This is a genomic window from Ancylobacter polymorphus, assembly GCF_022836935.1.
GTDB classification, from domain to species: Bacteria; Pseudomonadota; Alphaproteobacteria; order Rhizobiales; family Xanthobacteraceae; genus Ancylobacter; species Ancylobacter polymorphus_A.
Genome location: NZ_CP083239.1, coordinates 381494 through 402876, shown reverse-complemented (window position 1 = coordinate 402876; position 21383 = coordinate 381494). Strand labels below are relative to the sequence as shown.

22 protein-coding genes are annotated in these 21383 nt (G+C 65.7%); 12 read left to right on the top strand and 10 right to left on the bottom strand.

All coding sequences use genetic code 11. From position 1 onward, the window contains the following. Positions 1-97: 97 nt before the first annotated feature. The 6 genes from K9D25_RS01815 to K9D25_RS01790 all read right to left on the bottom strand — a co-directional run bounded on the left by K9D25_RS01815 (position 98) and on the right by K9D25_RS01790 (position 6024). Positions 98-934, bottom strand: a complete 837-nt coding sequence (locus K9D25_RS01815; RefSeq protein ID WP_244378693.1) for a sugar phosphate isomerase/epimerase family protein — start codon at positions 932-934, stop codon at positions 98-100. Beyond that, a complete protein-coding gene (locus K9D25_RS01810; RefSeq protein ID WP_244378691.1) occupies positions 931-1764 on the bottom strand; it encodes a shikimate dehydrogenase family protein in 834 nt (277 codons plus the stop codon). Before K9D25_RS01810 ends, K9D25_RS01815 begins: the two co-directional genes overlap by 4 nt. Continuing rightward, on the bottom strand, positions 1761-2948 hold the full coding sequence (locus tag K9D25_RS01805; RefSeq protein WP_244378689.1) for a dihydrodipicolinate synthase family protein: 1188 nt from the start codon (positions 2946-2948) through the stop codon (positions 1761-1763). The genes K9D25_RS01810 and K9D25_RS01805 overlap by 4 nt, the downstream gene beginning before the upstream one ends. Positions 2949-2968: 20 nt before the next feature. Further along, positions 2969-4558, bottom strand: a complete 1590-nt coding sequence (locus K9D25_RS01800) for an acyl CoA:acetate/3-ketoacid CoA transferase (protein WP_244378688.1) — start codon at positions 4556-4558, stop codon at positions 2969-2971. A gap of 218 nt (positions 4559-4776) precedes the next feature. Further along, the gene (locus tag K9D25_RS01795; protein ID WP_244378686.1) at positions 4777-5445 is read right to left on the bottom strand and encodes a TetR/AcrR family transcriptional regulator; all 669 of its coding nucleotides are present in this window, start codon (positions 5443-5445) and stop codon (positions 4777-4779) included. A 69-nt stretch (positions 5446-5514) separates the two neighbouring features. After that, positions 5515-6024, bottom strand: a complete 510-nt coding sequence (locus K9D25_RS01790) for a MaoC family dehydratase (protein ID WP_244378684.1) — start codon at positions 6022-6024, stop codon at positions 5515-5517. Positions 6025-6195: 171 nt separating this feature from the next. On the opposite strand from K9D25_RS01790, the gene K9D25_RS01785 reads away from it, so the two are divergent. The 4 genes from K9D25_RS01785 to K9D25_RS01770 all read left to right on the top strand — a co-directional run bounded on the left by K9D25_RS01785 (position 6196) and on the right by K9D25_RS01770 (position 10490). Then, on the top strand, positions 6196-7251 hold the full coding sequence (locus K9D25_RS01785; RefSeq protein ID WP_244378682.1) for an ABC transporter ATP-binding protein: 1056 nt from the start codon (positions 6196-6198) through the stop codon (positions 7249-7251). Between the two features lie 173 nt (positions 7252-7424). Next, positions 7425-8684, top strand: a complete 1260-nt coding sequence (locus K9D25_RS01780) for an ABC transporter substrate-binding protein (protein WP_244378680.1) — start codon at positions 7425-7427, stop codon at positions 8682-8684. A 70-nt stretch (positions 8685-8754) separates the two neighbouring features. Continuing rightward, a complete protein-coding gene (locus K9D25_RS01775) occupies positions 8755-9639 on the top strand; it encodes a carbohydrate ABC transporter permease (protein ID WP_244378678.1) in 885 nt (294 codons plus the stop codon). Beyond that, a complete protein-coding gene (locus tag K9D25_RS01770) occupies positions 9639-10490 on the top strand; it encodes a carbohydrate ABC transporter permease (protein WP_244378676.1) in 852 nt (283 codons plus the stop codon). The genes K9D25_RS01775 and K9D25_RS01770 overlap by 1 nt, the downstream gene beginning before the upstream one ends. 198 nt (positions 10491-10688) lie before the next feature. Here the strand turns inward: K9D25_RS01770 and K9D25_RS01765 are convergent, their stop codons facing one another. Further along, positions 10689-11123, bottom strand: coding sequence for a GFA family protein (locus K9D25_RS01765; protein ID WP_244378674.1), 435 nt, complete (start codon positions 11121-11123; stop codon positions 10689-10691). A 55-nt stretch (positions 11124-11178) separates the two neighbouring features. Then, on the bottom strand, positions 11179-12381 hold the full coding sequence (locus tag K9D25_RS01760; RefSeq protein ID WP_244378664.1) for an MFS transporter: 1203 nt from the start codon (positions 12379-12381) through the stop codon (positions 11179-11181). Between the two features lie 73 nt (positions 12382-12454). Here K9D25_RS01760 and K9D25_RS01755 point away from each other — a divergent pair, with 73 nt between their 5' ends. Continuing rightward, a complete protein-coding gene (locus tag K9D25_RS01755; protein WP_244378662.1) occupies positions 12455-13384 on the top strand; it encodes a LysR substrate-binding domain-containing protein in 930 nt (309 codons plus the stop codon). 105 nt (positions 13385-13489) lie between these two features. On the opposite strand, the gene K9D25_RS01750 is transcribed toward K9D25_RS01755, so the two are convergent. Continuing rightward, entirely contained in the window at positions 13490-13786 is a 297-nt protein-coding gene (locus K9D25_RS01750) for a hypothetical protein (RefSeq protein ID WP_244378660.1), read from the bottom strand. 610 nt (positions 13787-14396) lie between these two features. Between K9D25_RS01750 and K9D25_RS01745 the strand changes: the two genes are divergently transcribed. Next, complete coding sequence (locus K9D25_RS01745; RefSeq protein ID WP_244378658.1) at positions 14397-15992, top strand: hypothetical protein; 1596 nt, start codon at positions 14397-14399, stop codon at positions 15990-15992. 471 nt (positions 15993-16463) lie between these two features. On the opposite strand, the gene K9D25_RS01740 is transcribed toward K9D25_RS01745, so the two are convergent. After that, positions 16464-16898, bottom strand: coding sequence for a helix-turn-helix domain-containing protein (locus K9D25_RS01740; RefSeq protein ID WP_244378656.1), 435 nt, complete (start codon positions 16896-16898; stop codon positions 16464-16466). Positions 16899-16967: 69 nt separating this feature from the next. On the opposite strand from K9D25_RS01740, the gene K9D25_RS01735 reads away from it, so the two are divergent. The 6 genes from K9D25_RS01735 (at position 16968) to K9D25_RS01710 (ending at position 21347) form a co-directional block, all read left to right on the top strand. Continuing rightward, positions 16968-18206, top strand: a complete 1239-nt coding sequence (locus K9D25_RS01735) for an MFS transporter (RefSeq protein ID WP_279613772.1) — start codon at positions 16968-16970, stop codon at positions 18204-18206. 105 nt (positions 18207-18311) lie between these two features. Further along, positions 18312-18707: a transposase gene (locus tag K9D25_RS01730; RefSeq protein WP_244378650.1), complete on the top strand. Its 396-nt coding sequence runs from the start codon at positions 18312-18314 to the stop codon at positions 18705-18707. After that, positions 18704-19051 carry an IS66 family insertion sequence element accessory protein TnpB gene (gene tnpB, locus K9D25_RS01725; protein WP_244378641.1) on the top strand — a complete coding sequence of 116 codons (348 nt, stop codon included), beginning with the start codon at positions 18704-18706 and terminating at the stop codon, positions 19049-19051. Before K9D25_RS01730 ends, tnpB begins: the two co-directional genes overlap by 4 nt. 55 nt (positions 19052-19106) lie before the next feature. After that, positions 19107-20732: an IS66 family transposase gene (gene tnpC, locus K9D25_RS01720; RefSeq protein WP_432207932.1), complete on the top strand. Its 1626-nt coding sequence runs from the start codon at positions 19107-19109 to the stop codon at positions 20730-20732. Next, complete coding sequence (locus tag K9D25_RS01715; protein WP_244376038.1) at positions 20729-21205, top strand: plasmid pRiA4b ORF-3 family protein; 477 nt, start codon at positions 20729-20731, stop codon at positions 21203-21205. The genes tnpC and K9D25_RS01715 overlap by 4 nt, the downstream gene beginning before the upstream one ends. Continuing rightward, a complete protein-coding gene (locus K9D25_RS01710) occupies positions 21108-21347 on the top strand; it encodes an IS1096 element passenger TnpR family protein (protein ID WP_347881449.1) in 240 nt (79 codons plus the stop codon). Before K9D25_RS01715 ends, K9D25_RS01710 begins: the two co-directional genes overlap by 98 nt. Positions 21348-21383: the final 36 nt, after the last annotated feature.

The following is a 21383-nucleotide window of genomic DNA, read 5'->3' as shown; positions in this document are numbered from 1 at the left end:
CTCTCGTCCAAGCATCGACGTTGTTGAGCTAGACGCCATGCTGCGCGTGGCCAAATCTTGCCATCGGACGTCCACCCCTTAGCCAAGCGACATTCAGCTATAACGAGCGTAAGCGATCGACACAGACTCGCAGCGTCTCATCGCTGGCGGTGGACCACCACCGATTCGAGAATATCTCGATCTCAGCAAATCCGGTGAAATCGGTGGCCTCAACATTGCGGCGCAGTTCGCCAAGATCAATGACACCATCGCCCATCATGCCGCGATCCATCAGCAGATCGGCGGTGGGGACCAGCCAATCGCAGATGTGAAAGGCGAGGAGCCGCCGCTCGCGGCCAGCGCGACGGATGCCGGCGGAAAGGTCCGGGTCCCACCACACGTGATAGGCGTCGAGCGCGACGCCGATGCCGCCGGCATTGTCGGGATCGAGGCGAGCGCACAGATCGAGGGCCTGCGCCAGGGTGTTCACGCAGCATCGGTCGGCCGCGTACATCGGGTGAAGTGGCTCGATGGCGACGGGCACACCGAGAGAGCGCGCCTCCACCAGCAGATGGCCGAGCCCTTCCTCGACCTGGGCACGGGCATCCGCGAGGTCGCGGCTGCCGCCTGCAAGCCCGCCGGCGACGATGACGAAACATGCCGCGCCCAGCGTGGCGGCATCCGCCAGAGCCCGCCGGTTCTCCTCCAGCTGCGCCCGCCGCGCCGCAGCCGTCTCGGCAGGGATCGCCGTGCTGCGGCAATAGCCGGAGACGGCAAGGCCGGCATCGCGTATCTGCCGGCCGATCGCGGCAACGTCGCCGCCCTCGACTTCCCGGCGCCATGGGGCGATGGCGCCGAAGCCATGGCGGGCGATCTGGTCGATGACGCGGTCGATCGGCTCCTTATAGCCAAGCGTTGCCGTGTTGATCGCACAGTGTTGTGGCGTTAGCGTCATGGCGCGGCCAGCCCAAAGAAATCGCACACCGCGTCGACCTGGCCCTCGAGCATGGGGGCGCCGGCATGGGTGAGGCAGCCGCGGCGGCCGGCTTCGGCTAGCAGCGGCGTCACCGTCGGCTTGAGGATGATGTCGACAACGAGCGTGCCGGGGCCGAGAGGGTCGACAGCCACCGGGAACGGATCCTCCGGCCGCATGCCGACCGAGGTGCAGTTGACCACCACGTCGAAGCCGGACGGGTCGGGCGCGCCGATATCGGCGTCGAGACCGGGAGCGGCAGCCTTGAGCTCCGCGACCACGGTTTGCGCGCGCGCGGGATCGACATCGAACAGGCGCAGCCGCGCCGGCCTTTCATCGGCAACGGCATGCGCCACGGCGCGGCCGGCACCGCCGGAGCCGATGACGAGGACGCGGCGGCGGCCGAGCCCATGGCCCTTGGCCTGCAGCCCGCGCACAAAGCCGGTGCCGTCGAAATTGTCGCCGACGAGCCGGCCGTCGCGCTTGTGGATGGCGTTCACCGCGCCGATCCGGCGCCCCATCGGACCGATCTCGTCGATCAGTGCGGCAATGGCGATCTTGTGCGGAACGGTGACGATGAGGCCGTCAAAGTTCTTCGTCGCGCGAAACATGCGCATAAGGTCGGCGAGGCCGTCCGGCGCTACATGCAGCGGCACGAGAATCGCTTCGACGCCCCGGCGCCGGAAGGCGGCGTTGAACAGGCCGGGCGAGCCGACCTGCGCGATCGGATCGCCGACAATGGCATAGACCCGCGTGGCGCCGGAAAGGGGCAGCGGCAGGCCGGGGAGGTCGGGAAGCGTGGCGGGTGTCATCCCTCGATCCCGCGCAGCGCCATCACCACCTTCATCCGGCGCGTCGCCCGTTCGGGATCGGCCAGCAGGCCATTCGCATCGGCGAGACGGAAAATGTCGGCGAGGTGAACGGCCGAGCGCGCGCTCTCCAGCCCGCCGGCCATGGTGAAATGATCCTGGTGGCCATTGAGATAGGCCATGAACACCACGCCCGTCTTGTAGAACTGGGTCGGCGCGGCGAAGAGGTGCCGGGACAGCGATTCGGTCGGCTGGAGGAGGGCGCGGTATCCCTCGGCATCGCCATCCGCCAGCCGGCCCAAAGCGGCGGAGGCTGCCGGCGCAATGGCATCGAAGGCGCCGAGCAGCGCATGCGAGTGATAGCTGCCGTCGCCCTCGATCAGCGCGACATAGTTGAAGTCGTCGCCCGTATACATCCTCACGCCCTCCGGTAGGCGACGGCGCAGCGCGATCTCGTGGGCGGCCTCAAGCAGGGAGATCTTGATGCCGTCCACCTTCGCGGCGTGGGTGCCGATGATGCCGGCCACCACATCCATGGCGCCGGCTACGTCCGGCGTTCCCCAATACCCCGCCAGAGCGGGGTCGAACATGTCGCCGAGCCAGTGCAGCACGACGGGACGGCTGACCTGCCGCAGCAGCCGGTCATAGACGGCGATATAATCGTCGGGTCCTTTGGCGACGCGGGCGAGCGCGCGCGACGCCATGAGCACGAGACGGCTGCCGCTGGCCTCGATCGCCTCGATCTGTTCTTCATAGGCGCGGATGACATCGTCGAGCGTGCGGGCCTCGGCCGGCGCGAGCTGATCGGTGCCGCAGCCGGAGACCACGAGCCGGTCGCGGCCGGCGGCGGCGCTGGTGCGGCGGATCAGCTCCAGCGAGGTCGGCCAGTCCACGCCCATGCCGCGCTGGGCGGTGTCCATCGCCTCGGCGATGCCGAGCCCAAGACCCCACAGATGCTCGCGGAACGCCAGGGTGCGCTCCCAGTCCACCACCGTCCGAACTGCAGGGTCGAAGGGCGCGCGCGGGTCGACGACGACATGGCCGGCGGCATAGGCGATGCGGGTGAACGGACGCTGCGGCGCGGTCGCCGGCAGCGGCGTGCCGGTGAGACGATAGGTCTCCAGCGTGCCGTCCGCGCGAGGAAGCGAGAGGGAGAGGCCAGAGGGGCGCGTCGCGGGGGGTGTCATGGCGTTTTCCCTGCTGAGGTTCACGAGGCGGAGCGCAGCCGATCGTGCACGCGCCAGTCGCCCGGCATGTCGGCGGCGATTCCCATCGGCTCGGGACGGAAGAGGCGTGCATCCATGCACTTGAGCGTTGGAGCGATGCGGGGGGTGAAGGCCATCTGGCCGAGCACGTCGCGCTCCAGATCGATGCCGGGGGCGATCTCGATCAGTTCGATCCCATCCTCACCGGTGCGGAACACCGCGCGCTCGGTGACGAACAGCGTGGTCTGGCCGCGGGAGCGTCCATAGGGGCCGCTATAGGCGACCTGCTCGACGGCCTCGACGAATTTGCGGTGCTTGCCTTCCTCGACGATGACGAGTTCGCCATTCTCGGCCCGCACCTTCAGGCCTCCGGCGGTGAAGGTGCCGCCGAACACCATGGTGCGCGCGTTCTGGCTGATGTTGACGAAGCCGCCAATGCCGACGACCCGGCCGGCGAAGCGACTGATGTTCACATTGCCGGCGCGGTCGACCTCCACCGCGGAGAGGAAAGCGATGTCGAGCCCGCCGCCATCATAGAAATCGAACTGGTAGGGCTGGTCGATCATCGCCCAATAGTTGCGCGCCGCGCCCGCATCGAGGCCGGAGGCCGGCGCGCCGCCGATCAGTCCCTGTTCATTGGTGAGCACCACCTCGTCGAGCAGCCCCTCCTCGGCGCCCACAAGGCCGATGCCGGTGCAGATGCCCGATCCGATGTTGCAGACGGCGCCCCGCCGCAATTCCATCGCGCAACGCCGGGCGACGATCTTGCGCTCGTCGAGCGGCAGGCGCGGGAAGCCTTCCAGCGGCATGCGGAGTTGGCCGGCGAAGGCGGGATCGAAGAAGGTCTGGTAGGTCTGCTTCTGCTCGGCATCGACCACAACGGCGTCCACCAGCATGCCGGGGATTTTCACCGTCTTGGCGGGCAGCGTGCCGCGTCGCGCGAGGCGCTTGACCTGCACGATCACCAGCCCGCCAAGGCGCCGCGTGGCCTGCGCCATGGAGAGCATCTCGCCGAAGATCGCCTCGTCCTCCATCGAGATGTTGCCATCCTCATCGGCAGTGGTCCCGCGCAGGAAGGCGACGTCGATGGGGAAGGGCTTGTAGAACAGCCATTCGCGGTCCTTCAGCGTGACCAGCTCCACGAGGTCCTCGGAGCAGGCTCGGCTCTGCTTGCCGCCGGCGAGGCGGGGATCGACGAAGGTGTGCAGCCCGACATGGGTCAGCAGCCCCGGCCGGCCGGCGGCGATCTCGCGGATCAGCTGGGACAGGGCGCCCTGGGGCAGGGTGTAGCACTCGATCGCGTCGCGGCTCGCCATGGCGGCCAGAGGCGGCGCGTCGACCACAGTGCCGCAGACCACGCGGCGGATCAGGCCGTCATGGGCGAAGCGCGAGGCGCCAGCCTCGCCGCGATTGCCGAGACCAACGGGGTGGATCGTGGTCAGGCGGCGCGGCTGCTGTTCGGCCAGGAAACGCAGTTCGACGGCGGCGATGAGAGCTTCCGGTACCGCGTGTCCGGACCCGGAACCGCCGATGAGAATCGTGTCGCCATCGCGCACGAGCGCCGCTGCGGCCGACGCCGTGAGGATATTCATCCCAAGACTCCAGAAGGATGGAAGGCACCAATTGCCTCTAAACTTACTTATCAGTAAGTCAGAATCCGCACATCCGCAACCCTGTGCTTGAGACGACCTTCCCGCGCAACGGCGGTGCTGCGCCCGGGACCGCCCTGCATGGCAAGGCGGCTCTTCGGCGCAAGGGCGAGAATGACGTGAGAAGGGCGCGGTGGTGCGGGACGGGACGGCGCCGGAGGTTACTGGGCCGCGACGTCCGGTCGGCTCACAGGCGCGTAGGCGGAGAGCATCACCCGCGAGAAAGCCTCGAAGAACTGTTCCAGCCGCTCGAAATTGCCGGCGTCCTGGGTGAAGACCGACGAACTGTTGACGATGTTCACCAAGAGAAAGGCGATGTCGTCCAGCGGCGCGTCGCTGACGAGTTCGCCGCGGTCATAGGCGATCTGCACCGCGACGCGGACGGCGGCCTGCACATTGTCGGTGAACGAGGCGAGTGATTCGCGCGCGCCCGGGCTCAGCACTTCGCCTTCCAGACGCAGCCGCCCGATGAGGCTCCAGGGCTGCCCGCTCTTGCGGCCGCGGTTGAACGCCTTGTAGCGGGTGCGGTTGAAGACGGCGACGTCCATCAGCTTCTGCGGCAGCGAACGGTCCGGCGCTTCCCAGATCGCCTTGTGTTTGGCGCAGGTGCTGGTGACGTAGTCGCGCACGACCTCCTCGACCAGCTTTTCCTTGTTGCCGAAATGGTAGTGGATATTGGTCGTGGTGATATCGAGCCGGTCGGCGATGTGGCGAAAGCTGGTGCCGTGATAGCCGTGGCGGATCAGCAGTTCGGTCGCCACCTTCTTGATGTTGTCGCGCATCGACAGGCGGCTCGGTGCCACCGTCTCTCCGCCGGCCTTGCGCGCCATCGGCTGATAACTCCCACTCACGCGGCGTATTCGCGTGCTGCAAACAGATGAGCAAGCGGCGGCAATCGGTCAAGCCGATGCCGCGTCGCTCGTTTTTCGTCCCCCCATCATCAGCAGGGTCTGCCCTTCCTGCACCACCTCGCCATTCTGGTTCACGACGTTCACGTTAAAGCTGACGATGCCCCGGTCGGCGCGGCGGGTCGGGCGCTTGGCGTACACATCGAAGCGTGCGGCGATGCGGTCGCCGATCAGGATTGGCGCCTTGAACGACCAGTTCCACGACAGCGTCGCGATTCCCTGCAGCCTGACCGGGCAACGGGTCTTCAGCCCGTCGATCAGGGCGAGGCCCAGCAGGCCATGGGCGATGCGGCCGGGAAAGCCCTGCTCGCGCGCGAAGGCATCGTCCATATGCACGTCGAACAGATCGCCGGAGATGCCGGCATAGCCGACGATATGGGCTTCGGTGACGGTGACGCCGGAGGTGAGGAAGAAAGCTCCTTCGGAGAGGTCGTCATAGCCGTAAAGACCGGGCGGCAGCGCGCCGGCAGGCGAAAGAAGTGTCGTTGCGTCAACGGTCATGCGGCCTCCCCAGAAAACTTACTTATCGATAAGTAACTTTGCATTGACCGCCTCCAAGGTCAATGCTAGCTCTCTGGACGAGCGTCGGCCCGGCAAGGCCTAAGAGGCGCAGTGGAAACGCAGTGCCACGCCTGCCTCGGGTGGCGAATCCAGGATCGTGAGACCTTCCCCATGGCATCGGTGACCATCCGCGACGTCCACAAGAAGTTCGGGGAAACCCATATTCTGCGGGGCGTTTCGGTCGACATTGCGGACGGGGAGTTCGTCATCCTCGTCGGCCCGTCCGGCTGCGGAAAATCAACGCTCCTGCGTACCATCGCCGGGCTTGAGAAGGCGACGGCCGGCGAGATCCAGATCGGCACGCGCGTGGTCAACGACGTGTCGCCGAAGGATCGCGACATCGCCATGGTGTTCCAGAGCTACGCGCTCTACCCGCACATGTCGATCTACGAGAACATGGCCTTCGCCCTGTCGCTGCGCAGCGCGCCGAAAGAGGAAATCCGCCAGCGGGTCGAAAAGGCGGCGCAGATCCTCGGCCTGATGCCGCTGCTCGACCGCTATCCGCGCCAGCTCTCCGGCGGCCAGCGCCAGCGCGTCGCCATGGGGCGCGCCATCGTCCGCGACCCGCAGGTGTTCCTGTTCGACGAGCCGCTCTCCAACCTGGACGCCAAGCTGCGCGTCGCCATGCGGGCGGAAATCAAGGAACTGCAGCAGCGGCTCAAGACCACCACCGTCTACGTCACCCATGACCAGATCGAGGCGATGACGATGGCGGACAAGATCGTGGTGATGCGCGACGGGGTGATCGAGCAGATCGGCGCGCCGCTCGACCTCTATGATCGCCCGGACAATCAGTTCGTCGCCGGCTTCATCGGCTCGCCCAGCATGAACTTTCTCGAAGGGCAGTTCGAGAACGGCGCGTTTCGCGCCGGCGACCGGCTGGTGCTTCCGGCGGGCCGGCGGTGGCAGGCGGCCCCACAGGGTGAGGCGGTCTATGGCGTGCGCCCCGAGCATTTCCGCATCGACGACGCCGGCGTCGAGGCCGATGTGGTGGTTGTCGAGCCCACGGGCTCGGAGACCGAGGTGCTGGTCCGCGTCGGCGGTGCCGAGTTCAACTGTCTGTTCCGCAGCCGCGTCGCCGTCCGGCCGGGCGAGAAAATCCGCGTCCTGCCCGATGCGGATCAGGTGCATCTGTTCGACCGGACAACGGGGCGCCGCATCAGTTGACCCCCGCCTCGGGCGTGGCAGGCTGGACCCGAAATTGACTTATCGATAAGTAAGTCTAGAGTTCTCTGGCATGAGACGCGACAAGCGATGGGCCGCACCCTTGCCGCGCATTTGAAGCGTCCCGAGAAATGTGGATGCGAGATCGAAACCGGCCCAGCAACGGAGGAATGACAATGACGCTTTCCCTGCCGCGTCGCGCCCTGCTCATGGGGGCGGGTGCGCTTGCCCTCGCCTGCGGCCTGCTCCACCCCTTCGCCACCCCGGCGGCGGCCCAGGAAACGCTGGTGATCAACACCGATCGCAGCGGCGCCGGGCAGAAGGCGGCGATGAACAAGATCGTCGCCGATTTCGAGGCCGCCAATCCCGGCGTCAAGGTCACCGTCAATTACAGCGACGTCGAATCCTACAAGACCTCGATCCGCAACTTCCTTGTCGCCAGCCCGCCGGACGTAGCCTTCTGGTTCACCGGCGCCCGCATGCGCGCCTTCACCAAGCGCGACCTGTTCACCGATATCAGCGGCTTCTACACGCAGAACAAGCTTGAGAAGCCGATGGAGCCCTTCCTTGCCGCCGTCACGGACAACGGCAAGCAGTATATGATGCCCACCAATTTCAACACCTGGGGCTTCTTCTACAACAAGGAAGTGTTCGCCAAGCTCGGCGTCGAGCCGCCCAAGACGTGGGACGAGCTGATGGCGATCGCCGAGAAAGCGAAGGCGGCCGGCATCGTGCCGTTCACCATCGGCACGCGCGACCTCTGGGCCAATGCGCTGTGGTTCGACTATCTCACCAAGCGTATCAACGGCCTCGATTTCTACATGGGCCTGATGAACGGGCAGGAAAGCTACACCGATCCGCGCATGAAGAAGGTGTTCGACACCTGGCGCGTGCCGATCGAGAAGGGCTATTTCCTCGATAATGCCTCCTCCTATGGCTGGCAGGAAGCGATCCCGTTCCTGGCGCAGGGCAAGGCGGCGATGTATCTGCTCGGCCCCTATGTGCTGACTTCGCTGCCCGAGGAAGCCCGCAAGAACATCGGCTTCTTCCCGTTCCCGACGGTCGATCCTTCCGTGCCCAATATCGAGCAGGTCTCGATCAACGGCGTCGGCATTCCCAAAGGCGCGAAGAACAAGGAGCTGGCGCTGAAGTTCCTCGCCTTCCTCGCCCAGCCGGAGAACCTCTCGGCCTTCGCTAAGGGCGGCTCGGTGGTGCCCGCGCGCACCGATATCCAGATCGACCCGAATGATTTCGCCTCGGTGCAGATGGAACAGGTACGCAATTCCGCCGGCTCGTCGCAGTTCTATGACCGCGACACCGACCCGGAAATGGCGCAGGTCGGCATGAAGGGCTTCCAGGAGTTCCTCGCCAAGCCCGACCGCGAGGACGCGATCCTCGAGCGGCTGGACGCGGCCCGCAAGCGCATCTTCAACTGAACGCGGCCGGGGCCCGCCATGGCGGGCCCCTATCGGCGGGGCGACCCGTCCCTTCTCGCCCGAGGTTCCCATGCTGCGCATCTGGCGCCGAAACCAGTCCTGGCTGACGCCAATCCTCCTGCTGCTGCTGCCGCTGGCGCTGTTCCTGATGATGATCGTCTGGCCGATCCTCCAGAGCATCGCCATCAGCTTCTATGAGTGGGACGGCACGGGTCCGGCCACCTTCGTCGGGCTGGACAATTACCGGGAACTGTTCGCCGACGCGCAGTTCTTCACCTCATTGAAGAACAACATCATCTGGATCGTTCTGTTTCTTCTGGCGCCGGTGTTCGGTCTCGCGCTCGCGCTGTTTCTCAACCAGCCGCTCGGCGAGATGCGCATCGTCAAATCCGTGTTCTTCATCCCGCTGGTGCTGGCCAATGTCATCATCGGTGTAGTGTTCACCTGGTTCTACGACCCGACCTTCGGCATCCTCGCCATAGTGATGCGTTTCTTCGGCTTCGAACCCTTCGCCATTCTCTCCGACGAGCATTTCGTCACTTTCGGCATCGTCTTCGCCGCGCTGTGGGCGCAGACCGCCTTCTGCCTGGTGCTGTTCCTCGCCGGGCTTTCCCAGCTCGACGGCGAACTGATCGCTGCGGGCCGGATTGACGGCGCCTCCGGCTGGACGCTGCTGCGCCACATCGTGCTGCCGCAGCTGCGCGCCGTCTCCTTCGTGGCGACGATCATCACGGTGATCGGCTCGCTGCGGAATTTCGACCTCATCGCGGTGATGACGCAGGGCGGGCCCTATGGCAGTTCCACCGTCCTCGCCTATCAGATGTACGACGCCACCATCTTTAGCTACCGCGCCGGCTATGGCGCCGCCATCGCCACGGTGCTGTTCCTCATCATGAGCGTCTACATCGCCTTCTTCCTGCGGCACACGCTGCGTCGTGAACAGAGGGGCGCCTGATGTATCCCACCCCGGTCACTGAACGCTCCGCCGGCGTGCGCCTGGGCTATCGCTTGGCGCTCTATGCGGCGATGCTGGTGTGGATGCTGCCGCTCCTCGCCATCATGATGACGGCGATCCGCTCGCAGTCGGACCTGTTGGAAGGCAATTACTGGGGCGCGCCGTCGCGCTTCGCATTGGTCGATAATTACCGTGAAATGTTCGCGACCTCGCCGATGTGGGGGTTCTTCCTCAACAGCGTCACGGTTACCGGCACCACGGTGGTGCTGGTGCTGATCCTCGCCACCATGGCTGCTGTGGCGCTGGCGAAATACCGCATCCCCGGCAGTACCTTGCTGTTCGCGATGTTCATCGGCGGCAATTTCATCCCCTACCAGATCCTGATGATCCCGGTGCGCAACATGGTGCTGGGGGTCGGGCTCTATGACACCGTGTGGGGGCTGGTGCTGTTCCACACCGCGTTCCAGACGGGGTTCGCCACCCTGTTCCTGCGCAACTTCATCATCTCGCTGCCCAACGAGTTGTTCGAGGCGGCGCGCATCGAGGGGGCCACCGAGATGCAGATCCTGCGCCGCATCGTACTGCCGCTGCTGCGCCCGGCGCTCGCGGGACTGGCCGTGCTGATCTTCACCTTTGTCTGGAACGACTATTTCTGGGCGCTGGTGCTGGTGCAGAGCGATTCCGCCAAGCCGCTGACGCTCGGCATCGCCGGCCTCAAGGGCGAGTGGCTGACGGCCTGGAACCTTATTTCCTCCGCGGCGCTCTTCGCCGCCTTGCCGCCGGTGTGCCTGTTCTTCCTGATGCAGAAGCATTTCGTGGCGGGACTGACGGCCGGAGCGGTGAAAGCATAGTTCACCCCCCCACGCGCGAATGCGGCCGTTGGCGCCAGGGGCGGAAATGCAGCGCGAGGAGGACATTGGCCGATGGAGGCGGCTGCAGAACGGTGGCTATTTTCTACAGCGGCAGCCCAATTCGGTCGGTCCGCTGACGGCCCCAAGCGGGTCATTCGCGATAGCCGCTGTGAACCGCCCATAACAGGACCTGCCGATTCATGACGGACAGCTTGCTGAAATGAAACGCAGGGTTCCAGCCCGGCGCGTCGGCTTGCCGGTGTCGCTGGTGTGGTTGATGCCGTCCATTACCGGCACCTCGGCGAAATCGAAGGGGCTGACGCCGTCGAGGCAGGCGACGTTGACCGCGTACAGGCTCTGGTTCGAGCGGCGCTGATGGTGGGTGTAGATCCCGCAGCGGGAACAGAAGAAGTGCTGCGCGGCACCGGTGTGGAAACGGTAGCGGGTCAGCACCTCTTCCCCCTGCAGGATCTCGATCCCGCCCATTTCGGCCATGGCGACGACCGCGCCGCGCATGCGGCAATAGGAGCAGGTGCAGCGACGGATCGAGTTGAAGCCGTCGCTGAGCGCTACCGCGAAGCGCACCGCCCCGCAATGGCACTGGCCTAACCGCCTGTTCGTATCGCCTGTCATGTCGTTTCCTGTCGCTGTCTCCCCGCGGGGGATCTGATCGCGTGACGGCCACCCCTCACTGCCGCGCCAGCCGCGGCCCGAGGGCGAGGGCGAGCGGCAGGTTGATCAGGGCGGCGACGGCGGTTCCGAGCGTGGCGATGACCGGGCCGGCCTGGTCGCCCACCGCGCCGAACAGCAGCGGCGCCAGCGCCCCGGAACCGATCACCCCGGTGTAGAAAATGGCGAAGGCCCGCTCGGTGCGGTCGGCCGGCGCCAGTTCCGGCACCGTGCCATAGAGCACCGACGACGTGCCGTTGAGGGTGAGCCCCAGCAGCGGCAGGAGCACCAGCAGAGCCCACAGCGGAAGGACGGCGGCGAGCACGATCATCAGGGCCGTCAGCGCTTCGGTGCAGAGCGTGACCCCGACAATGCCCCAGCGCTGGGCGAGCCAGCCGCAGACGAGCTTGCCCGCCGCGCCGCCGAGGAAGACCAGCGCCAGCGCTGTGCCGATCAACGGCTGCGAGGCGTCCTTCAGCTGCAGCAGGAAGGGTAGGAAGGTGAGGAAGCCCATGCGCACGCCGGTATCGATCACGCCGATGGCCAGCAGCAGCGGGAAGCCGTTGCCGCCGCGCGATGACGCGGCACGTGTGGCGGGCGCGGGCGGAGCGGGCGCGATCTTCGGCATGGAGAGGGCGATCAGTCCGGCGACCGCGATCCCCGCTAGCGCCAGCAGCCAGAGCGAGGGACGCCACGGCGCGAAGGACAGCCCGAAGGACAGCGCCGCCGGAAGAGCCGCCTTGCCGAGGTCGCCGCTGAAATTATAGGTGCCGAGCGGCCCGCGCGCGGCCGTTCCATAAGCGCGGGACACGGCGCTGGAGGCAATGGGATGCTGGACGCTGGAGCCGGCGCCGGCGAGGAACAGCGCCGCGCAGAGCCCCAGCGCGCCGCCGCTGAACCCGGCCAGCCCATAGCCCGCGGCGGCGATCAGCGTGCCGAGGATCAGCACCGCGCGCCCACCCATGCGGTCGGCCAGCCAGCTTGCCGGCACCTGCAGCGCGGCCATGGCGCCGGCATAGAGCCCGCGCAGCAGGGCGAGCGCGACATAGTCGAGCCCGAACTCGGCCCGCCAGACCGGAAGCAGCACATAGATCGCGTCGGTGTAGCCGTCATGCAGCGCATGGGCGAGGCCGGAGAGCACCAGCGTGCGCCGGCGGGTGTCCGGCGGGGAAGACAGCGCCGGCGACGCGGCGGAAGAGGTGAGGCTTGATGTTTTTGTCACCTCACCGGTATGCGCCCGCTGGACGGCGGGCCGCAAACGACTAATTTCGGGGTATGATGTCAGATAAACTCACATGACGGCCCCCTCGAAAGATCGCCCCCTGCCGCCGCTCAACGCCGTGCGGGCCTTCGAGGCGGCCGCGCGTCGGTCGAGTTTCAAGGACGCGGCGGCGGAACTCGGCGTCACCCATGGCGCGGTCAGCCGGCAGATAAGGCTGCTGGAGGAATGGCTCGGTCCGCCGGCGCTGTTCCGGCGGCTCAGCCACGGCGTGGCCCTCACCGCCGAGGGGCGGGCGCTGCTGGCCGAGATTCAGCCCGCGCTGGAGCGCATCGCGCGGGCGGCGGCGGGGCACGGCAGCAAGCCCAGCGGCGCGGTGGTGTTAAGGGCCCATGCGCTCGCCACCTTCAGCCTGCGCTGGCTGGTGCCGAAGCTCGGCCAGTTGCGCGCGGCGCATCCCTATATCGAGATCGAGCTGACGACCGGCAGCGAGCCGGTGGACGGGCTGGCCGGCGAGTACGACCTGATCATTCGCGGCGGGCCGGATGCCTTCGACGGCTTCGAGGCCCGCCTGCTGCTGCCGGAGAGCCGGCTGCCCGCCTGCAGCCCCGCGCTGCTGCGGCGCCAGCCGCTGGACGAGGTGGGCGACCTCGGCCAGCACACCCTGCTCCACGTCGCCAGCATGCCCCGGCTGTGGCGCGACTGGCTGGCGAAAGCGGGCCATGGCGCGCTGCAACCGGCGGCGACGCTGATGCTCGACCATTTCTATCTGTCGATCCAGGCCGCCATCGACGGGCTGGGCGTGGCGATGGCGCCCGCCACCCTGATCGCGGACGATGTGCGCGCCGGCCGGCTGGTGACGCCTTTTCCGCACATCTTTCTGCCCTCGCGCAGCTATTACGCCTACACCCCGCTCGGCTCGCCGCTGCGCGCCGCCAGCGACAAGATATGCGCGTGGATCGAGGAGTTTGACGGCGCCCCCAGCACGCCGGCTGGCGAGCCGTAGCACCCGGGCGCGCTCCGGACGCTGGGCGAATGACTGCCATATGCAAAGCTCGACCGGCAGCGATCAGCGCGGGTGCTCGGCCGTTTCCACGTGAATGCCGCCCGCCTACGAGCTTTCCCGGCACAGGCCCGACCGCCTGACCTCTTCAATCCGCCAGCTGGAAGCGTTTTCGCCCTGCGCAACCCGCCTCGCGGCGAGCAGGAGGCGGCAGACAGTTGGAGCCGTTGGCAGACTGCCGCTTTCCAGCTTGGGACCCGCGCCGTCGTTTAGCGGCAGCACGAAAACGCGCCCGCCCTCGATGTCATATTCATCCGACGGGACAAGGCCAGTGTACCGGGAGAACTCAGCCACCGTCATTCCGGCGATCGGGCGCATGTCACTGATCGGATGGTTCTCGGACATGGAAACGCCCTGGCACCCGGACGTCGACAAGGCCGTGATCGCCAGGGCGCCGATCAGCGTTGTGTGGGACGCGAATGTGGGACTGACCGATTTGCCAGCCGCAAAACGAGCTAAGCTACTGAGAAAATTGGCGCGCCGACGTTGATGAAACTGAGAACTACGTTTTCGCTGCGGCACTCTGAGATGCGCGCATCAAGATTGCTGAAACCCGTGTTGCAGGGCGCAGTTCGAATCCCTCTCGCTCCGCCAACCCCGCCGATTTCCCTCTATGACCCGATATTGCCGCCGAACACCGCACATCGCCATGCGGTATAAAGAACCGCCGTTTCCACGCTATTGTCCGATACTTGCACACCAGGGCCGGCAGTGCAGCAGCTTTCAACCAACCATTGCCATTCCGGGGTCGAAGATTAACGTCTGTTCATGCCGGAACTAGTCATCCGCCTACGATCCCGCGGGCATCCCGCTGAGCACTTAGTTCCTACGCGTCCTTGGGTCCAGCATCTAATGATGGGACTTCCGGGAGAGGGATCGCAATTCTAATCTTGTCCAAAGCATACTTCTGCGCTCTATCGGCAGAATGCGACATCATCGTAGTAGGAGACGGCCCTTGCCTACTTCCCCTTCTCCTCTGCGTCTCAACGGGTTGGTGCGAACCGGCCAAGTATTCATCTGCCGCCGCGATCTCCGCCTAATCCTGGCGATGATCGATGCCGGGCTAAAGGATCAGCAGATCCACGCCTTTTTCAGCCAGCCCGGACGCGACTTCAATCATAACAGGATATCAGCCCTGCGCTCGGCCGATCGGTCCCTCCTGCCGCCGCCCGCAACCCACGCGCAGTTACAAGCCTTTCTTGACTGCTGGTCGACCTTTCCTCCCGTCTCCCATTTTTGGTATTGCCTCGACGAGCAGGGCCTCAATGGGGATGCGTGGCAGGTCGCTTATCGTTTCCATCCCGTGGGCCAGGGCATGCTGCACTCGGGCGAATTGCGACAGGGACGCCGCCCGCCCTTCACCTGGGTCTATGATTGCGGCAGCGTCACCGCGCAGGCGCAGGTCGAAAGCGAGCTCGATGACCTGTGCACCGCACGCGGCGCGGCGCACGGGTCGAAACCCGAGCTCGATTTCGTCGCGCTGTCCCATTTCGATGCGGACCATATCTCTGGTCTCGTGCACCTGCTCGGGCTGTTCGAGGTCAAGATGATCCTCCTGCCCTTCCTGCAGCTTTGGCAGCGATTCTGGATTGCGGCATCAGCCGACGATCTCGACGCCGACTTCCTCCAGTTTCTGATCGATCCCGCCGGCTACTTTCTTCGCGTGGACGGCGGCGCGGAGGCGAGGATCGTGTTTGTGTCGCCGAGCGAGAGCGATCCCCCGCCCCCGCCCCCGCCCGCGCCCGATCCCGGTCCGCCCGAAGGTCCGCGCGGCGAACTCGACGTCCGGCCGATGAAATTGGGGCTGGAGACTGAGCGCGTCCCGGTCGTGGTCGACGGCGAGATCCCTGGCGTGACGGGCCTGCGCCTGTCGGAGGCTGAGTTCCTGAGGGCAGAATCGGTGCTCCACATCGACGGGCTGTGGGAGTTCGTGCCGTATAACGACGCGCACCAGGCCGAGCGTTGCCCGGCTGGCTTCCCGGCGACTGTCGAGCCGCTAATCAAGACGTTGCTGGCCGCCGCCAATCCGGCCGACCGCAAAAAGGCCCTCGATGCCCTCAAGGCCCATTATGACGCGACCTTCGGCGGCGGCGCCTATCGCCGCAATATCATCTCGCTGTTCCTGTACGGCGGTCCGGTGTCGACACCCGTCGAGGCCTATTTCGGGACCGGCGAGACCCTATTTGGGAATATGGCCTGGCACCACGAGCCAGATTGGTCCCGCCTCTCTGCGAGCCATTTCTCGATTCTGTTCACAGGGGATGGTTCGCTCAACTCAAAACCGCGTCGGACAGGGTTTGAGACTTTCTTCACGCCCTATGGCCGACTCGACAAGGCATCCGTTTTCCAAGTGATGCATCATGGCGCGTCCGGGAACTCGTCGCCCGAGGTCGCAGCCCTTGTGGCGCCACGTGCGAGCATCTTTTGTTCCGACCCCAGCAAGGGCGACAAGCATCCCCATGCTGACGTGTTGCGGCAGTTCTGGCCCTATAACTGCATTCAGGTCGATGATGCCATCGGCTGGCTGATGCTCGGGGTGTTCAAGTTCTAGGTCAAACAGGTCGCTCGCGACCGCTGGACGGGCGATAGCGGTTCCAAACGAATGATCGGGCGCCTATCGGCGATGCCGGTATCTTCGCTCTAGGGCTCGTAAAAGTGCCACCGACTCCCGATCGGGTTTCGGCACATTCGGGTTTGGGATCGCCGCTCTCAGCGTAAGCTGCCGTCCAACTGTCGGCTTGCGAATGGCGGCATCGTCCCAGTTCTTACCGTTTGATTGAACTGTAGCACAGGTTTAACAGACCGGTAGATCGAAGGAGCAACTGCATGGCGATATCGGCCGACGAACTGGAGATGCCCCGCCAAGCGCCCGAAATGGCCGCCATTAGCCACCCAAATGCCGCCGATAACCTCACAATGCCAAGTATCTTCATAATAATCAAAGGGTTATGAAGATTTCATAGTTCTCATCTTCATCGGGCGCTGCCCACCAGCTCTCGTGGGCACCCGGAAAACTCTATGGTCAGGTGCCCGTTTTCGGCTTTGCCATCTTCCCGCGCTTGCCGCTCCGTTTGCCCGCCATGTCCACCAGTCGGCGAAACGTCGGGCACTCCATATGGGAGGGGGCCGGGCAATCGGCGACATGGCGGAGGGTATCGCGCAGTGCCGTCATTTCGCGGATTTTTCGGTCAATCTCTTCCGCCTTCGCGTGAAGCGCCGCTCGCGGCAGATCCGGCATACCGTTCCTGCCGAACATCCCAGCGATCTCGTCGAGCGAAAAGCCGGCCGACTTGCCCATTGCGATCAGCTTGAGCTGCAACAGCACCTCGGGGGCAAACTGTCGGCGCAATCCATGCCGGGTGACCGAGGAAATCAGCCCGGCTTCCTCATAGTAGCGCAGCGCCGAGGGCTTGTTCCCGCTCCTCTCTGCGACCTCGCCAATATCCAGAAATTTCATGCTTGACCTCAACTCGGCTTGAAGTGGCAGCCTGCTCGCTATCGGCTCTCGAAGCAAGAGGACGAGGCAATGGGACAGGCACGGTCAGGCGTAATGGAGAAGGCACAAGCGGGAATCGCGGTCACACTGGCGTTCGGGACGCTGTTGGCCGCGCTCGGCACGAGCATAGCCAATATCGCGTTGCCGGCGCTTGCTGAGGCCTTCTCGGCCCCCTTCGCACAGGTGCAGGCGGTCGTCGTCGCCTATCTCGCGGCCCTGACGGTCTGCGTGGTGATCGCCGGTCGTCTCGGCGACCGTTGCGGACTGAAGCCCATGCTGGTGGCCGGCCTCGCCCTGTTCGCCGTTGCCTCGCTGCTGTGCGCCGTCGCGCCGAACCTGTTGCTGCTGATCGGCGCGCGGGTGCTTCAAGGCATCGGGGCGGCATTCCTGATGACGCTCGCCACGGCGCTGATGCGCCAAACTGCAAACGAGGCGCGCGTCGGGCGAGCTATGGGCCTGCTCGGCACGGTATCGGCGCTAGGCACGGCGCTTGGCCCCTCGCTCGGTGGGCTGCTGATCCCGGTGGCAGGATGGCGCGGTATCTTCTGGGTTCAGGTGCCATTGGCGGCTCTGGCCCTGGTACTGGCGATCACCATGCTCCCGGCCGAGCCCGTGAAGGAGAGGACACCGGCCGTTCGCCTGCGCTCCGTCATGAACCGGAATCTCGCGCCAAGCCTTCTGGTGAATATCGTCGTTGCCGCGGTCATGATGACGACGCTGTTGGTCGTGCCCTTCTATCTCAGCGGCGGGCTTGGTCTGACGGCGCGGCAGGTCGGCTTCGTCATGGCGGTCGGCCCTGTGATCTCCATCTTCAGCGGCGTCCCGTCCGGAAGGTTGGTGGATGCCTGGGGCAGCAATCGCATGCTCGCTGTCGGCCTGGCCCTGCTGGCGACAGGCGCGCTTCTGCTGGCGTTTCTGCCGAACGGGATCGGCATTGCGGGCTATGTGCTGTCGATCGTCGTGCTGACGCCCGGCTATCAGCTGTTTCAGGCCGCAAACAACACCGCCGCGCTGGCCGACATCTCCAAGGACCGGCGCGGCGCCGTCTCCGGATTGCTCGGCCTGTCACGCAATATCGGCCTAATTGCCGGGGCGTCCGCCATGGGTGCCGTCTTCGCTTTCGGCGTGGGGACGGAGGAGTTCGCGCGTGCGACGCCTTTGGCCATCGCCTCGGGGATGCGGCTGACCTTCCTGCTGGCTGGCACAATGATGCTTGCCGCCGTCGCGGTTGCGTTCGGTCATCGTCATTCCGCTAGGCACGCGCCTTGATCGTACCCCTCCGCTGCGGGCCGCCTTGCGTGATGTAGGCGAGGTGCCCAGCCTTTCGGTCCTCTGATCTGGCAGTAGTGCCAGCAGCGGTGCTGGAGAAGGACGGTGGACGCAGAAGAGACCTATGTACGGCGTCGGCGCTGGAGTTGGGCCGAGAAGCGAGCGGTCGTTGAAGAGGCGGCCGCGAGCGGCAACGTCATCGAGACGGCGAAGCGCCATGGCATCCAGGCGCAGCAGATTTATCGATGGCGCGAACGCCTTTCCGAACGGATGGAACCTGCAGGGTTTGCGGCAGTGTCAGTTATTGATCCACCGAAGGCTCTTCCAGCACCGATGCCGGGTATGGATCGTCTGGAGGGATGTTCCACATCCAGCACTGCCCACACCGACACTCGGATCGAGATCGCGTCGGCTGGAGGTGTGACGGTTAGCCTGCCTGTCGGGTCCTCAGCGGAGTTCGTGGTGGCGATTGCTGGCGGGCTATCGCGAGGCCGGCGATGATCCCAGTTCCAAGCGGGGTTCGGGTGTGGCTGGCGACGGGCCACACGGATATGAGGAAGGGCTTCGCGGGTCTGGCATTGCAGGTCCAGGAAGTTCTACGGCGCGATCCCCATTGCGGGCACCTGTTCGTATTCCGGGGCAAGCGCGGCGATCTGGTGAAGGTGATCTGGCATGACGGCCAGGGCGCCTGCCTGTTCTCGAAGCGGCTGGAGCGGGGTGGTTTTCTGTGGCCGTCTCCGGCCGACGGCATGGTGACGATCACCCCTGCGCAGCTCGGCTATCTGCTGGAAGGCATAGACTGGCGGCATCCGCAGAGGACGTGGCGACCGGGCGCATCGGGGTAATTTGGGCGTGGCACAGGAGCGGCGGATATGATTCCATCGCCCTATGTCGAGCCCGATGGATCCTTTGCCGAGCGACCTTGCCGCGGCCCACGCCATGATCCTGGCGGAGCGTAGCGCGCGGCTGGAAGCCGAGGCGACCGTCGCCCGGGAGCGCGCTGCGAACAGCAGCACGGATGCCCTCATCGCGCGGCTGAAGCTGGAGATCGAGAAGCTCCGGCGCGAGCTTTACGGCACGCGCTCGGAGCGCAAGGCACGGCTGCTCGACCAGCTGGAGATGCAGCTCGAGGACCTGGAGGCTGACGCCACCGAAGACGAACTGGCCGCGGAAGCCGCAGCACAAACGGCCAATGTGGCGTCCTTCGAGCGCAAGCGGCCGGCACGCAAGCCGTTCCCTGATCATCTCCCGCGTGAGCGCGTCATCGTCGCCGCACCCGAGAGCTGCCCGTGCTGCGGATCCGGCAGACTGGTGAAGCTCGGGGAAGATATCACCGAGACGCTGGAGGTGATCCCGCGCCAGTGGAAGGTGATCCAGACGGTGCGCGAGCGCTTCTCCTGCCGGGCCTGCGAGGCGGTGACCCAGGCGCCGGCGCCGTTCCACGTCATCCCGCGCGGCCATGTCGGGCCGAACCTGCTGGCTATGGTGCTGTTCGAGAAGTTCGGCCAGCACCAGCCTCTGAACCGGCAGAGCGAGCGCTATGCTCGCGAGGGCATCGATCTGCCGCTGTCGACGCTGGCCGATCATGTCGGCGCCTGCGCCGCAGCGCTGCACCCGTTGCACGTGCTGCTCGAGCGCCATGTCATGGCGGCAGATCGCCTGCATGGCGACGACACGCCGGTGCCGATCCTGGCGAAGGGCACGACCGACACCGGTCGAGCCTGGGTGTATGTGCGCGACGATCGGCCCTTCGGCGGCGCCGATCCGCCGGCGGTGTTGTTCCGGGCATCACGCGACCGCTCGGGCGAACACCCGCAAGAGCATCTGACGCACTTCACCGGCAGCCTGCAGGCCGACGCCTATGCCGGTTACAATCGCCTGCTCGCTCCCGACCGCCAGCCGGGGCCGATCGTCGAGGCCCTGTGCTGGGCTCATGCACGCCGCAAGTTATTCGAGCTCGCCGACATCGCGGCGAACCGCCGGCGTGGGCGTAACGCCGCACCGATCTCACCGATTGCCTTCGAGGCCGTCGCCCGCATCGACGCGCTGTTCGACATGGAGCGTGAGATCAATGGCCTGAGTGCCGATCAGCGCCGAGCCGTTCGCCAGGAGCGCAGCGCTCCTCTCGTCGCCGAGCTTGAGGTTTGGATGCGCGAGCATCGCGCCAGGCTCTCCCGCCATGCACCTGTCGCCCAGGCCATGGACTACATGCTGCGGCGCTGGGACGCCTTCGCCCGCTTCCTCGATGACGGACACGTCTGCCTCACGAACAATGCGGCAGAACGGGCGCTGCGCGGCATCGCCCTCGGCCGCAAGGCCTGGCTGTTCGCCGGTTCCGACCGCGGCGCCGAGCGCGCCGCCGTCATGTACAGCCTGATCGGGACCGCCCGGCTCAACGACATCGATCCGCAGGCCTGGCTCGCTGACGTGCTCGCTCGCATCGCAGACATGCCGCAGAACCGGCTCGCCGAGCTGCTGCCCTGGAACTGGCATGCGGCGCGAGAGCCCGGGAGTCTCGCGGCATGAGCCATGTCGATCGGATCGCTCGCCTGAAGATCGAACTGGATGACTGGCAGCCCACCATCTGGCGCCGTGTCGAGGTGCCGCTCACCTCGTCGCTCAAGGCCTTGCACGACGTCATCCAGGCCGTCATGCCGTTCGAGGACACTCACCTGTTCGAGTTCCGCGCCGGCGGGCAGCGCTTTGCCATCCCCGATCCAGAATGGGACAGCCTGCGCGACAGGACCTATTCCGCCAAGACGTTGAGGCTCGGCGCTCTCATCGACCGCAGCATCACCGAGTTCAGCTACACCTATGACTTCGGCGACGACTGGCGGCACACGATCACGATCGAGGCGACCACCGCAGCCGATCCCGCCACGGATTATCCCCGTTACCTCGATGGTGCCCACCGTGCACCACCCGAGGATGTCGGCGGGCATCCCCGGCTTCAAGCTCTTCCTCGAAGCCATCGCCGATCCAACCCACGAGGAGCATGACGAGCTCATGCGCTGGTACGGGGCGCCGTTCGATCCGGCTCTCATCGACGAGGACCTCATCCGCGCCCGCATCGCAAGGCTCGCCCGACGCCGCGCAATCGGCAAAGCCGCGTTCGCCAAGAGCCGTGGTCAAATCAACTGATCAGGCCGATAACCCCCGTGGCCCTCGCCGGGGGGG

Excerpts from the sequence above, each read along its gene's own strand:
- tnpC (WP_432207932.1), top strand. The coding sequence starts at position 19,107 with ATGGATCCTTTGCCGAGCGACCTTGCCGCGGCCCACGCCATGATCCTG.
- K9D25_RS01755 (WP_244378662.1), top strand. The coding sequence starts at position 12,455 with ATGACGGCCCCCTCGAAAGATCGCCCCCTGCCGCCGCTCAACGCCGTG.
- K9D25_RS01780 (WP_244378680.1), top strand. The coding sequence starts at position 7,425 with ATGACGCTTTCCCTGCCGCGTCGCGCCCTGCTCATGGGGGCGGGTGCG.
- K9D25_RS01810 (WP_244378691.1), bottom strand. The coding sequence starts at position 1,764 with ATGACACCCGCCACGCTTCCCGACCTCCCCGGCCTGCCGCTGCCCCTT.
- K9D25_RS01715 (WP_244376038.1), top strand. The coding sequence starts at position 20,729 with ATGAGCCATGTCGATCGGATCGCTCGCCTGAAGATCGAACTGGATGAC.
- K9D25_RS01805 (WP_244378689.1), bottom strand. The coding sequence starts at position 2,948 with ATGACACCCCCCGCGACGCGCCCCTCTGGCCTCTCCCTCTCGCTTCCT.
- K9D25_RS01740 (WP_244378656.1), bottom strand. The coding sequence starts at position 16,898 with ATGAAATTTCTGGATATTGGCGAGGTCGCAGAGAGGAGCGGGAACAAG.
- K9D25_RS01775 (WP_244378678.1), top strand. The coding sequence starts at position 8,755 with ATGCTGCGCATCTGGCGCCGAAACCAGTCCTGGCTGACGCCAATCCTC.
- K9D25_RS01790 (WP_244378684.1), bottom strand. The coding sequence starts at position 6,024 with ATGACCGTTGACGCAACGACACTTCTTTCGCCTGCCGGCGCGCTGCCG.
- K9D25_RS01795 (WP_244378686.1), bottom strand. The coding sequence starts at position 5,445 with ATGGCGCGCAAGGCCGGCGGAGAGACGGTGGCACCGAGCCGCCTGTCG.
- K9D25_RS01710 (WP_347881449.1), top strand. The coding sequence starts at position 21,108 with ATGGTGCCCACCGTGCACCACCCGAGGATGTCGGCGGGCATCCCCGGC.
- K9D25_RS01770 (WP_244378676.1), top strand. The coding sequence starts at position 9,639 with ATGTATCCCACCCCGGTCACTGAACGCTCCGCCGGCGTGCGCCTGGGC.
- tnpB (WP_244378641.1), top strand. The coding sequence starts at position 18,704 with ATGATCCCAGTTCCAAGCGGGGTTCGGGTGTGGCTGGCGACGGGCCAC.
- K9D25_RS01800 (WP_244378688.1), bottom strand. The coding sequence starts at position 4,558 with ATGAATATCCTCACGGCGTCGGCCGCAGCGGCGCTCGTGCGCGATGGC.
- K9D25_RS01735 (WP_279613772.1), top strand. The coding sequence starts at position 16,968 with ATGGGACAGGCACGGTCAGGCGTAATGGAGAAGGCACAAGCGGGAATC.
- K9D25_RS01785 (WP_244378682.1), top strand. The coding sequence starts at position 6,196 with ATGGCATCGGTGACCATCCGCGACGTCCACAAGAAGTTCGGGGAAACC.
- K9D25_RS01750 (WP_244378660.1), bottom strand. The coding sequence starts at position 13,786 with ATGTCCGAGAACCATCCGATCAGTGACATGCGCCCGATCGCCGGAATG.
- K9D25_RS01765 (WP_244378674.1), bottom strand. The coding sequence starts at position 11,123 with ATGACAGGCGATACGAACAGGCGGTTAGGCCAGTGCCATTGCGGGGCG.
- K9D25_RS01815 (WP_244378693.1), bottom strand. The coding sequence starts at position 934 with ATGACGCTAACGCCACAACACTGTGCGATCAACACGGCAACGCTTGGC.